A 12,369-nucleotide genomic window follows, 5' to 3' on the forward strand; every position below is an offset into this window, starting at 1 on the left:
GCTGCCCCTCGGACAACGAACTTCGTGCATCCATGACACCACTCCCCGGAAGTCGGAACCGAATTTCGCAGTCCAACTTCCGGGGACCAGTTCACTTCGACCGGCTGAAGGTGGCCTTCGTGCGGGTGGTGCGCATGAAGGTGGCCTTCGGCCGGAGGGGTGGGTCGGCGGGTGGTGGGCTGAAGGTGACCTTCGTGCGGGTGGTGCGCATGAAGGTGGCCTTCGGCCGGAGGGGTGGGGCTGTCGTAGCGTGGGACCATGACCGCGCTGCGCCCGCTCGACCGGCTCCGGGCACTGTGCCTGGCCCTGCCCGAGGCCACCGAACGGATCAGCCACGGCGAGCCGGCGTGGTTCGTCCGGAAGTCGCCGCAGTTCGCCACCTACGCCGACCACCACCACGATGACCGGGTGTCGTTCTGGGCGGCCGCTCCCGCCGGTGCGCAGCAGGACTGGGTGGCCCGCGACACCGAGCGGTTCTTCGTTCCGCCCTACGTCGGGACGCGCGGCTGGATCGGCGTCCGTCTCGACGTCGGGCCGAACGGTGGCCCCTCGCAACGTGATTGGCGGGACATCGAGGACATCGTCGAGGACGCCTACCGGGCGGTGGCGCCGCCGAGGCTGGTCGCCCGGCTCGACGCAGACGGGCCGGATCGCCGATGACCGCGACGGCGCTCGTCATCGTGGTGTTGCTCGTCGCGGTGGTCGGTCTCGGCATCGTGGTGCTGCGCGCCCGCAGCCCCCGCACCCTCACGACCCCGGAGGAGCGGGCGGTGCACGCGACGTTGCACACCGCGTCGCTCGCCGCCCGTCCGCTGCGGCGTGGTCTCGACTCCACCTCGGCGGCGGAGGCGGCGCCGCACCTGCAGTTGCTGACCTCCGCCGACGCGCTCGTCCTGGCCGACGCCGCGGGTGAGCTGCTGTCCTGGCACGGGCCGCACGACGATCTCGCCCCGCGGTTCTCGGCCGCTGCCGTCGCCGCGGCGGAGAGCGGCAGGCGTGAGCTGATCGCGCACCCGGCCCCCGATGTCCGCGCCCTGGTCGTGCAGCCGCTCGTCGTCGACGACGTCGGGGTGGTCGGCGTGATGGGCGTCGTCACCCGGGTCGAGCCGGGGCCGGGGATGCTCGGCGCGATCACCGAGGTCGCGCGCTACGCCTGCAGCCAGATCGAACTCGCCGAGCTCGACGCGTCCCGCGCCCGCCTCGACCGCGCCGAGGTGCGGGCACTACGGGCCCAGATCAGTCCGCACTTCATCTACAACGCACTCAACACCGTCGCCTCGTTCGTCCGCACCGACCCGGATCGGGCCCGTGAACTGATCCTCGAGTTCGCCGACTTCACCCGCTACTCGTTCCGGTCCGCGGGCGAGTACACGGTGCTGTCCGACGAGCTGCGCAACATCGACCGGTACCTGACCTTGGAGCGGGCCCGGTTCGGCAGCGCCCTCGAGGTGCGGCTGCAGGTGTCGCCCGAGGTGCTCGGCGTGGTGCTTCCGTTCCTGGCACTGCAGCCTCTGGTGGAGAACGCGGTGCGGCACGGTCTCGCCGGGCAGGCCAGCGGCACGGTCACCATCGTCGCCGCGGACGAGGGTGCCGACTGCGTGATCAGCGTCGAGGACGACGGCGTGGGCATGGACCCGGACCTGTTGCGGTCCGGGTCGCTGGACGCGATCGCCGAGGACGCCGGTGGGCCGAGCACGCGGGAGGCGGCCCACGTCGGGCTGGCCAATGTCGACGACCGGCTGCGTGCCGCGTTCGGCGACGACTACGGCCTCGTCGTCGAGACCGCGCCGGGCGCCGGAACCAAGGTGAGCATGCGAGTACCGAAGTTCCGTCCCGGGATTCGGGCTTGAGCCTTCCGGCGAGCCCGGGCGTGGCAACATAGATGTCGTTGTGACGCAGATTTCCTCAGGGGCACCCGACGCCCCGCTGACCGTGCTGGCGGTGGACGACGAACGTCCGGCGCTCGACGAACTCGTGTTCCTGCTCGGCGGCCAGGACGACGTCGGCGAGATCCTCACCGCCGGGGACGCGACCACGGCGCTGCGGGTGATCAAGGACCGTCTCGGCGCGACCACGGCGCCCGACGCGGACGCGGCCGCGGCCATCGACGCCGTCTTCCTCGACATCAACATGCCCGGTCTCGACGGACTCGAGCTCGCCGGCGTGCTGTCGGCGTTCGCGACACCCCCGACGGTGGTGTTCGTGACCGCGCACGACGACCGCGCGGTCGACGCCTTCGACCTCGGCGCCGTCGACTACCTGCTCAAGCCGTTGCGGGACGAGCGCCTCGCGGAGTCGGTGCGGCGAATCCGCGCCGCCCGTAGATCCGGTCGCGCCCCCGAGCCGGCCGTGGCCGAGCCGTCGCCGATCCCCGCCGACGAGGTGATCCCCGTCGAACTCGGCGGCGTCACCACGCTGGTGCACCGCTCCGACGTCGCCTGGGTGGAGGCGGAGGGCGACTACACCCGCCTGCACACCGCGACCGGGTCGCATCTGGTGCGGATCCCCATCTCCTCGCTCGAGTCGCGCTGGCAGCCCGCGGGGTTCCTGCGGGTGCACCGCTCGTACCTGGTGGCGCTGCCGCTGGTCACCGGGATCCGCAGCGTGGGAACCGGAACCGTGGTGTGTCTGCGCACCGGTGACCACGCCCCGGTCGTCGAACTGCCCGTCAGCCGCAGGCACACCCGTGAACTCAAGGACCGACTCGTCCGCGTCCCGCGGCAGAGCTGGACCACCAGGTGACCGGCGCGGGCAGGCCGGGTCCGGCCCGACCGCGGGAACGGGTCGTGCTGGCGCACCGGCGTGGGGCCCGGACGGTGCGCACGCGGGTCGAGGTCCAGGAGCAGACCGAGGTCGGCGAGGCGATGGTCCGGGCGTTGGTGCGCGCGCAACTCGGCCTCGCACTGCGCTTCACGGCGGTTGTCGTGCTGATCGTCGCTGCGGCGCCGTTGCTGTTGGTGGCATTTCCGTCGATCGGTGAGGTCGCCGTGTTCGGTGTGCGGCTGCCGTGGCTGCTGCTCGGGGTGGCGGCCTACCCCGCGCTGTACTTCGCGGGCCGGCTCTTCGTCCGCCTCGCCGAGCGCACCGAGCAGGAATTCGTCGACCTGGCCGACGACTGAGCGCCGGGAGCAAAGACGTGTCCGGACAGGCGATCTCCCCGCTGACCGTCGCCGCGCTCGCCGCGGCCGCCGCGGCGACCGTCGCGATCGGTGCCTACGGGGTCCGCCTGGCGCGCACCACCTCCGACTTCCTCGTCGCCTCCCGCAGCGTCGGGCCGCGGTGGAACGCCGCCGCGATCTCCGGTGAGTACCTCTCGGCCGCATCGTTTCTCGGTGTCGCCGGCCTGATCGCGAAGTACGGCGCGGACGCCCTGTGGTATCCGGTCGGGTTCACCGCGGGCTACCTGGGACTGCTGCTGTTCGTCGCGGCGCCGCTGCGGCGGTCGGGCGCCTACACGGTGCCCGACTTCGCCGAGTTCCGGCTCGGCAGCAGGCGACTGCGCACCATGGCGATGATCGTGGTGGCGGTGATCTGCGTCCTGTACATGGTGCCGCAGTTCCAGGGCGCGGGACTGGCTCTGGGGATCCTGCTCGGGTGGCCGATCTGGGTCGGTGCGGTGGTCGTCGCGGTGATCGTGATCGCCAACGTCGTCGGCGGCGGGATGCGCTCGATCACTTTCGTGCAGGCGTTCCAGTACTGGCTCAAACTGACCGCGGTCGCGGTCCCGGCGCTGGTGCTCGCGGTCGCCTTCACCGGACAGGCACGCGAACTCGGCACCGCCGCACCGCCCACCGTCGGTGAGCGGACCACCGTCGACATCACCACCGACGTCGTAGTGCAGGTCGCGCAGCCGCTGTCCGCGACGGTGTCCGGGACCGTCGACGGGCGACCGGTGAACGGGCAGGTGGTGCTGGCGGTGGGGGAGCACGAACTGGGTGCGGGCACGGCGCTGGTGCTCGACGCCGGCGCCCCGGTACCCGTGGTCGCGGGCGCCCCGCCGAACGGCTCGCAGTGGCTCGAACCAGGGTGGGGTCTGGGCGGCGCCCACCCCCTGTTCCAGGTGTACTCGCTGATCGTGGGAATCTTCCTCGGCACCATGGGCTTACCGCACGTGCTGGTGCGCTTCTACACCAATCCGGACGGCCGGGCCGGGCGCCGGACGGCGCTGGCCGTGATCGGTCTCGTCGGCGGCTTCTACCTGTTCCCGACGCTGCTCGGTGTGTTCGCCCGGCTGTGGGTGCCGCAGCTGCTGATCACCGGCACGTCCGACGCCGCGGTGCTGCTGCTCCCCGGATCGGTGGTCTCCGGGCTCGGCGGGCAGATGCTCGCCGCCCTCGTCGCGGCCGGGGCGATCGCCGCGTTCCTGGCGACCTCGTCGGGACTGCTCGTCAGCGTCGCCGGCGTGCTCAGCACCGACGTGCTCCGCGGCCGGGTCCGCGACTTCCGGGTGGCCGCGGTGGTCGCGGGCGCCGCGGCCCTGGCGTTGGCGATCGGCGTCGTCTCGCTCGACCTGTCCCGCACGGTCGGGCTGGTCTTCTCGGTCGCCGCGTCGACCCTGTGCCCGCTGCTGGTGCTCGGCATCTGGTGGCGCGGCCTCACCGCGCCCGGGGCCGCCGCCGGGCTGGTCGTCGGCGGGCTGACCTCGGGTGCGGCCGCGCTCGCGACCGCGATGGGCGGCATCGGCCCGGGCCCGTGGAACGGCTGGGCGCAGGTGCTGATCGGCTACCCGGCCGCGGTGACGGTGCCCCTGGCGTTCCTGGTGATGGTGGCGGTGAGCCGCGCGACCCACAGCCGCATCCCCGCCGACGTGGGGCGGACGTTCACCCGCATGCACGCCCCCGAACGCCTCGGCGTCGGCCGCGACCGGGAGCGGGACCTGTCCTGAGAAGGCGCCGGGTCACGGCTGCGCACCGTCGACGTCGCTCGGATCAGGTTCGTGCGGTGGGTCGCCGAGTACCGCGGCTTCCTCGGCAGGAGTGGGTTCGGGCGGTGGCGCCGACGTCGTGGGGGTCTCGGGGGCGGAAGCGGTGGTCGGCTCCGCGGTCGGTCCGGTCGGTGTCGTCGACTGCGCCGGCGTGGGCACCGCGGCCTCGTCGGGAACCGTTCCGGTGTCGAACGCCGGCCAGGTCGCGGACGCGACGACAGCGATGTCCGGGACACCGACAGTCACCACGTGCGGTGCAGCCGACGGCATCGGAGCGGGCACCGTCGCGGGCGACGCGACATCCGGAACGCGGGTGTGCCGGACGGGTTCCGACGCGGCTGGCATCGGAGTCCGGAACTGCGGTGTCGATGTCGAGTCGGCGTTGCCGGGAAGGGCCCTGCCCGAGGGAAGGTGCGGCGGCTCCAGGCGTTCGACGACGCGGACGGTGCGGGTGTCGGCGGGACCGTCCGCGGTCGTGTCGGTGGATCCGGTGTCGTGCACCAGCAGTGGTACCGCGGCCAGTGCCGCCACGGCGACGGTTGCCGCGGCGGCGAGCGCGACGCGCCGGGGCCGGCGGTTCCCGGACGCAGTGACGGTCGACGTCGTCCGGGGAACGGCGGCGAGGGTGGCGGCGCCCCGGGCGGTCACGCTCCCGGGGTCGTGATCGAGCACCACGGGTCGGCGGAGTCGAGCCAGGACGTCCTCGAATCCGGCTGACGCAGCACCGGTCAGGACGACGACATCGAGGTCGCCCCGAGCCACCCCCGCGACCGCGAGGCACTCGTCGACGAGATCCAGCACCGGCGCCGCCTCGTGCCCGGCTGCGGGCACGGCACCGAACCCGGCGGAGCGCAACGACCGACCCAGGATCGGGTCGGGGCCGCCGACGGCCCCGACCGCGACCACGGTGAGATCCAGGCTGCCCGCTCCGACGTCGCACACCAGCGCGAGACCGTCACCGAGGGGGCCGTGCTCGGACTCGAGCCAGGCAACGGCCGCGACGGGTTCGGCGACCAGGCCCACCCCGGGGAGGCCGGCCCGGTCCAGCGCGGACCGGAGCAGGTCCACGGTGCGTGGGGAATGGACGGCCGGATACGTGAGCACCATCGCGCTGCCGGGCGGCACGTTCGCCGCGGCGATCAGGCAGTGCGCGGCGGCGGCGACGAGATCGCGACCGGTGTAGTGGTGCCCGTCGCCCGCGACGAGAATGTCGTCGACGCGGTCCGCGAATCCGGCGATCACCCCGGGCCCCGGATGGTCACCCAGTCGTACGGTCGAGGAGTCCTCGAACGTGAGTGTGGACCGGTACGAGGACAGCGTCGTCGCGTCGTGGAACCTGACAGCGGCGGTGGCGGTGGCGGTTCGGATGCTCAGTCCGAGGCCCGTGGTCATCGCGGCGTTCTCGGGTCAGTTCGCGACGCGGAGGCGCCCGAAGACGCCGTCCGTCTCGTCGGCCGGTCCCGCGGTGTAGTACAGCGAATCGCTGTCACCGAGGCTCTCGCCGTTGCCGAACAGCAGTCCCCACAGGCCCTCGACTCCGAGGACGACACCGGACTCGTCGTGGAGGTAGTCGATGAAGGCACCCGTGGCGTCGTCGAACGCGGCGATGCGGCCCGCGCCGCCGAAGTTGCCGACCAGGAGGCTGCCGCTGAACGCGCCGAAGTCGGCGGGTGCGACGGCGACACCCCAGGGCGCGTTGAGACGGCCCGCGTCGTCGAGCACTCGAACCAGGTTGCCGGACGCGTCGAACTCCGCGACCCTGCCGCGGTCCGGCCGGTCGCCGGTGGCGGCCTCCTGCTCCGCGTCGAGTGAGTCCTCTTCTCCCGCATCGAATTCAGTGGGGTCGGTGGAACCCTCGGGGGCCTTGGTGACGGCATAGGTGACGAACACGCGGTCGCCGACCGTGGTGATGTTGAACGGTGCTGCGTCGCCCGGGCGTGCTCGCTTGCCGAGAGACGGATTCGCCGGATCGATCGGGTCGCCCGTCGCGAAGGGGTTCGCGAATCCCTGCGTCGGGACGGGACGCCACATCTTGTCGAACTGCCGGATCTGCGGATCGGCACCGAAGTCCGCCGCCCACAGCGTGTCGTCGCGTCCGGGAGCGAGGGCCAGGCCGAAGAAGCTCATCCCGTCGGGCCCGCCGTCGAACATCTGCACGGCCGGCCCGTCGTGACGCACGATCGCGCCGTCGGCGCCCTGCTCGGTCCATCCCGAGATGCGACCCGAGTCGGTGGCGAAGACGAATCGCGAAGACCCCGACAGCATCTGCCGACTGCCGTTCGTGTCGACGGGTTGTCCGGTGACGACGAAACTGTCCGATGTCAGCGGTGCCGGATTGAACGCGACGCCGGTGATCTTGCCGACGCCGGCGTCGGTCGTGTCGGCGTCCGCGCCGGGTACGGTGACCTCGCGCAGTCCGTCCTGGTGCAACGTCTGCAACGCGGGATCGGGGGAGGCGGAGACGTCGCCGACGAACTCGAACGACGTTCCGCCCGCGCCGATCCAGAAGTGCCCGCCCGCGCCCTGTGGGCGGATCGCGACTCCCCAGGCGTTGACCATGCCAGGCAGGACGGTCGGTGCGTCGTAGGTGTCGTTGTCGGCGACCAGAGTCGTGGAAACGTATCGGTTGTCGGCCGGACTCCGGGAGTCGGGTGTCTGGGACGATCCACAGGCGGTCGCCGCGGTCAGAGCGGTGCCGACCAGTGCCACCCACGCCGTGCGAGTTCGGAGGGTCATGGTGATGCCTTTCTCGAAGTGCAGTGGTGTCAGTGCTCGGCGTTCCAGAAGCCGATCCAGACCGCGCCCCACCAGCACGCCTGGGAGATCAACGCCGTTGCGCCTCCCCACAACGTCAGGTGTCCGGGCAGACGGGTCGAGTCGTCGGTGGCGATGCGCTTGTTCAGGACCATCGCCTGAACCCCGTTCACGGTCAGAACGGCGACGAGGACCAGCTTGATCCGGGTGATCGTCGACGCCAGATCGGGTTCGAGGAGCGCGCCGCTCGCGACGAGCCCGGCGAGGCCGGTCCAGATGGGCAGGTGCAGTCGCTCGGCGCCACGAATGGCGTCCGTGAGTGTGGATCGACCGGAAATCCACACCAGCACAAGGTAGTCCGCGATCAGTACACCGCCGAATCCCAGAACCAGGGACGCCAGGTGCACGAACAGTGCGGCGATGTGGAGGGCGGGGTCGACCTCGACGTGTGCGGAGATCCAGAGTGCCACCGCGACGGCCGACGTCGCGAGGGTGGCGACCCCGAGCACGACCAGCCATGAGTCGTGCAGGGTGACTGCGCGTTCCGGCTCGCCCGGCGGCACCCGCAGAGATCGTGTCCGTGGTCTGTGAGGCGGGTGCGTGTGCATCGGGCCCCATCTGACGGCGTCCACGCGGATCCGGTGCGCATCGATCGGCGCGACGGGCGAGGCCTGCGTGGGCGAATCGAACTGGTCGTCGGTGAGGGGGGAGGTGGAATGCATTGGAGAACCGGTCCTGTGGTGTGACGATGCGCGAACTGCTATCCGCATGCGGTGCGGATTTCGGCGTTCGCTGCCCCGGACGCCGCTCTGTCGGACGAGCCTGTCGGTTCCCGGTGTTCTATCGGGAAACTCACAGGATGTAGCTAAGGCTGCCCTTTCTTTGTGGGCACGCTCAGTAAAAATGTTCGGGTCTCCGAAGTCAATCCGTGTGGTGGCTGTCACATCGCACGGCGCCGTTCGGCGCGCGGCGGGCGATGTGCCCGCGCGCCGCGTGTCGGGGCTGTTTCCGCGGGCCGGCCGGTGCCGTTCGTCGCGCCCGAACGACCGCCCGGCGCGTGATCCGGCGGCTCGTCGTGTGACTGGCGACACAGCATTCCGCTGTGATGTGGCTCTCATTAACGTCTGTGGCCTGCCAGTTCTCACACTGGCCTCACCCGACCGAGGAGTTCGAAGTGACCACAGCAGATCTGGGTTCGGAGGCGACGCCCACACGGCGCACTCCGGACGCCCAGGCCTTCATCGAGATGCAGGCGAGCCCTGAGTTCCAGGATCTGCGACGCAGGCTGCGCCGCTTCGTCTTTCCGATGACGGCCGTCTTCCTGACCTGGTACGCCGTGTACGTCCTGCTGGCCACCTACGCCTCCGACTTCATGGCGACCAAGGTGATCGGCAACATCAACCTCGGCGTCGTCCTCGGGTTGGGGCAGTTCGTGACGACGTTCCTCATCACCGCGCTGTACGTGAAGTTCGCGAACCGTGAACTCGACCCCCGCGCGGCCGCGATCCGCGACGAGCTGGAGGGCTAGAGACATGACGATCCTCGCGCAGGGCAGCTCCGGTGTCGGCAACCCGGCACTGAACATCGCCATCTTCGTCGCGTTCGTGGTGATCACGATGGGCATCGTGATCCGGGCGAGCCGGACCACGAAGAAGGCGTCCGACTTCTACACCGGCGGCGGCCAGTTCTCCGGCCCACAGAACGGTTTCGCGATCGCCGGCGACTACCTGTCCGCCGCGTCGTTCCTCGGCATCGCCGGCGCCATCGCCGTCTACGGCTACGACGGATTCCTGTACTCGATCGGCTTCCTCGTCGCCTGGCTGGTCGCGCTGCTGCTCGTCGCCGAACTGCTGCGCAACACCGGCCGCTTCACGATGGCCGACGTCCTCAGCTTCCGGCTCAAACAGCGTCCCGTCCGGATGGCCGCCGCGCTGTCCACCCTCGTCGTGTCGCTGTTCTACCTGCTCGCGCAGATGGCCGGCGCCGGCGGCCTCGTCGCGCTGCTGCTCGACATCCACGACAAGGCCGGGCAGGCCGTCGTCGTCGCCGTCGTCGGCGTCCTGATGATCGTGTATGTGCTGATCGGTGGCATGAAGGGCACCACCTACGTGCAGATGGTCAAGGCCGTGCTCCTGATCACCGGCGCGGGCATCATGTTCTTCCTGGTGCTGTTCGCCGTGCGCGGCAACTTCTCGCAGCTGCTCGCGGACGCCCAGAGCATGGTCACCGACTCGACCAACGAGGCCGTCGCCGGCCGCGACGTGCTCGCCCCCGGTGCCAAGTACGGCATCAGCTCGATGTCGCGGCTGGACTTCGTCTCCCTCGGCATCGCGCTCGTCCTCGGTACCGCCGGTCTGCCGCACGTGCTGATGCGCTTCTACACGGTGCCCACCGCGAAGGAGGCCCGCCGCTCGGTGACCTGGGCGATCGGCCTGATCGGTGCCTTCTACCTGTTCACGCTGGTGCTCGGCTACGGTGCCGCCCGGATGGTCGGCCCCGACAAGATCCTCGCCGCCCCCGGCAAGGAGAACGCCGCCGCACCGCTGCTCGCCTTCGAACTCGGCGGCACGCTGTTCCTGTCCATCATCTCGGCGGTCGCGTTCGCGACGATCCTCGCCGTGGTCGCCGGCCTGGCGATCACCGCGTCGGCATCGTTCGCCCACGACATCTACGCCAGCGTCATCAAGCGCGGCAACGCCTCCGAGGAGCAGCAGGTCAAGGTCTCCCGGATCACCGTCGTCGTGATCGGTGTCGCCGCGATCGTGCTCGGCATCCTCGCGATGGGTCAGAACATCGCCTTCCTGGTGGCGCTGGCCTTCGCGGTCGCAGCGTCCGCCAACCTGCCGACGCTGCTGTACTCGCTGTTCTGGAAGAACTTCAACACCACCGGTGCACTGTGGAGCATCTACGGCGGCCTGATCAGCTGCCTGGTGCTGATCGTGTTCTCCCCGGCCGTCTCCGGCGCGAAGACCTCGATGTTCCCGAACAGCGACTTCTCCTGGTTCCCGCTGGCCAACCCGGGCATCGTGTCCATCCCGCTCGCCTTCGTCCTCGGCATCGTCGGCACCTACGTCGGGCGCCGCAAACTCGAGGATCCGGCGAAGCAGGCCGAGATGGAGGTCCGCTCGCTCACCGGTGTCGGCGTGGAGAAGGCCGTCGCGCACTAGCAGTGCAGGCCAGTCCCGCACACCCGTCCCGCACCTCGGCGTCCCCGCTCCGAGGTGCGGGACGGGCCGCATTGCGGGCCGATACCATTCGCGCATGGCAAAGCTGAAGGTCTCCGTCGACGTGCCGCTCGCACCCGACACCGCCTGGGAAAAGGCAAGTGATCTGGCCGAATTCGACAGGTGGCTCTCGATCCACGAGGCGTGGCGCAGTGAGCTCCCCGCCGAACTCGCCACCGGCGTCACCGCCGAATCCGTGGTCACCGTCAAGGGGTTGCGCAACCGGGTGCGGTGGACGATCACCGACTACGCCCCACCGCGCACACTGACGTTGAAGGGCGACGGAAAGGGCGGCGTGAAGATCGCCCTCGTGCTGTCGGTGACGCCGGACAACTCCGGCGCCACGGTCGGGCTGGACATCGACCTCGGTGGGGCGCCGCTGTTCGGGCCCATCGGGTCGGGCGTGGCCCGCGCGTTGAAGGGGGACATCGAATCGTCGCTCCGGACCTTCGTGTCCCTGTACTCCTGATCCGCTACTCGAGGATCGGGGTGCCGACCGAGTCGATCAGCCAGGTCTGCGCCAGCGTGTCCAGGGTGCCGTCGGCGTAGAGCGAGTCCACCGCCGCGGACGTGCACGGCGTCAGCGGACTGTTCTTCTCGAGCACCAGCCCGAAGAACTCGGTGACGGTGTTGGGGCGGGGGAACTGGCCGACCAGAACGCTGCTCGGCAGGTCCGACTCGGTGATCTGGAACCCCGTCGGGATGTCGACCACGAGGGCGTCGATGCGGCCCTGCGTCAGCGCGGCTTTCGCGTCGTCGGTGGTCTCGAACGCGACGGGCCCCTGGGTGGGGCGGATCGTCGCCGTGATGGCCGCGAGGCTGGTGGACTCGGCCTGGGCGCCGAGCCGGAACCGGGTCAGATCGTCCAGGTTCCGGGCGGAGGCCGCGGGATTGCCCGCCATCGCGACGACGGACTGCGTCACCGCGTAGTAGGGGGAGGAGAAGTCGACCGCGTCCCGGCGCTCGCCGACGATCGTCACCTGGTTGATGTCGAAGTCGAAGTCCTTGGCGCCGGGGGCGATCGCGTCCGCCCACGGCACCCGGACGAACGTGACCTGGTCGGGTGTGTAGCCGAGCCGCTCCGACACGGCGCGCGCGACCGCGCCCTCGAACCCCTTGCCGTTCGCCGGGTCGTCGTCGACGAACCACGGTGCGTACGCCGGGGCGTCGGTCGCGATCGTCAGGCGTCCCGGGGTCGTCGTCGTGCCGCTGTCGGGACCGCAGTTGCCGATCGCCGCGGTGGACGGCAGCTTGGTGTAGGCGCTCGGCACGGCGCTGGGCGTCGGTGACCCGGCGGTGGTCGAGTCGGCGTCCGGCGTCGAACAGCCCGCGAGGACCAGCACGGCGACGGCGACCGCGAGCGGCGCGGGTCGGGGTCCGAGTCGGGGCACCCGCGTCATATTGCCCCGACCTGCCCCGTCGGGCAACACGATGACCGGAGGCGTCGTCCCGCATACCGCCGGCCGG

The 12,369-nt window shown here is 70.7% G+C and carries 12 protein-coding genes; 8 read left to right on the top strand and 4 right to left on the bottom strand.

Annotated elements, in window-relative coordinates:
- The first annotated feature begins 258 nt into the window (after nt 1-258).
- The 5 genes from ACFYVR_RS12165 to ACFYVR_RS12185 are packed head-to-tail and all read left to right on the top strand — an operon-like array spanning nt 259 to nt 4,885.
- Nucleotides 259-660 (top strand): MmcQ/YjbR family DNA-binding protein, encoded by a 402-nt coding sequence (locus tag ACFYVR_RS12165; protein WP_387473142.1) that lies wholly within the window; start codon nt 259-261, stop codon nt 658-660.
- Nucleotides 657-1,850, top strand: a complete 1,194-nt coding sequence (locus ACFYVR_RS12170; protein ID WP_387473144.1) for a sensor histidine kinase — start codon at nt 657-659, stop codon at nt 1,848-1,850. Before ACFYVR_RS12165 ends, ACFYVR_RS12170 begins: the two co-directional genes overlap by 4 nt.
- Nucleotides 1,851-1,890: 40 nt before the next feature.
- Nucleotides 1,891-2,742 (top strand): LytR/AlgR family response regulator transcription factor, encoded by an 852-nt coding sequence (locus ACFYVR_RS12175; protein WP_387473146.1) that lies wholly within the window; start codon nt 1,891-1,893, stop codon nt 2,740-2,742.
- A complete protein-coding gene (locus tag ACFYVR_RS12180; protein WP_387473148.1) occupies nt 2,739-3,119 on the top strand; it encodes a hypothetical protein in 381 nt (126 codons plus the stop codon). Before ACFYVR_RS12175 ends, ACFYVR_RS12180 begins: the two co-directional genes overlap by 4 nt.
- Nucleotides 3,120-3,136: 17 nt before the next feature.
- The gene (locus ACFYVR_RS12185) at nt 3,137-4,885 is read left to right on the top strand and encodes a cation acetate symporter (protein WP_387473150.1); all 1,749 of its coding nucleotides are present in this window, start codon (nt 3,137-3,139) and stop codon (nt 4,883-4,885) included.
- Between the two features lie 12 nt (nt 4,886-4,897).
- On the opposite strand, the gene ACFYVR_RS12190 is transcribed toward ACFYVR_RS12185, so the two are convergent.
- The 3 genes from ACFYVR_RS12190 to ACFYVR_RS12200 are packed head-to-tail and all read right to left on the bottom strand — an operon-like array spanning nt 4,898 to nt 8,241.
- Nucleotides 4,898-6,316, bottom strand: a complete 1,419-nt coding sequence (locus ACFYVR_RS12190) for a hypothetical protein (RefSeq protein WP_387473152.1) — start codon at nt 6,314-6,316, stop codon at nt 4,898-4,900.
- Nucleotides 6,317-6,331: 15 nt separating this feature from the next.
- The gene (locus ACFYVR_RS12195; protein ID WP_387473154.1) at nt 6,332-7,660 is read right to left on the bottom strand and encodes a TIGR03118 family protein; all 1,329 of its coding nucleotides are present in this window, start codon (nt 7,658-7,660) and stop codon (nt 6,332-6,334) included.
- 29 nt (nt 7,661-7,689) lie between these two features.
- On the bottom strand, nt 7,690-8,241 hold the full coding sequence (locus ACFYVR_RS12200; protein WP_387473156.1) for a hypothetical protein: 552 nt from the start codon (nt 8,239-8,241) through the stop codon (nt 7,690-7,692).
- Nucleotides 8,242-8,852: 611 nt separating this feature from the next.
- Between ACFYVR_RS12200 and ACFYVR_RS12205 the strand changes: the two genes are divergently transcribed.
- From ACFYVR_RS12205 to ACFYVR_RS12215, 3 genes are all read left to right on the top strand, one after another.
- A complete protein-coding gene (locus ACFYVR_RS12205) occupies nt 8,853-9,206 on the top strand; it encodes a DUF485 domain-containing protein (RefSeq protein ID WP_387473158.1) in 354 nt (117 codons plus the stop codon).
- A gap of 4 nt (nt 9,207-9,210) precedes the next feature.
- The gene (locus ACFYVR_RS12210) at nt 9,211-10,845 is read left to right on the top strand and encodes a cation acetate symporter (RefSeq protein ID WP_387473160.1); all 1,635 of its coding nucleotides are present in this window, start codon (nt 9,211-9,213) and stop codon (nt 10,843-10,845) included.
- A 94-nt stretch (nt 10,846-10,939) separates the two neighbouring features.
- Nucleotides 10,940-11,371, top strand: a complete 432-nt coding sequence (locus ACFYVR_RS12215) for an SRPBCC family protein (RefSeq protein ID WP_387473162.1) — start codon at nt 10,940-10,942, stop codon at nt 11,369-11,371.
- Nucleotides 11,372-11,375: 4 nt separating this feature from the next.
- Here ACFYVR_RS12215 and ACFYVR_RS12220 read toward each other — a convergent pair whose 3' ends face one another.
- On the bottom strand, nt 11,376-12,293 hold the full coding sequence (locus ACFYVR_RS12220) for a transporter substrate-binding domain-containing protein (protein WP_387473164.1): 918 nt from the start codon (nt 12,291-12,293) through the stop codon (nt 11,376-11,378).
- Nucleotides 12,294-12,369 lie beyond the last annotated feature (76 nt).

The organism is Rhodococcus sp. NPDC003318 (assembly GCF_042879035.1).
Lineage (GTDB): Bacteria > Actinomycetota > Actinomycetes > Mycobacteriales > Mycobacteriaceae > Rhodococcus_G.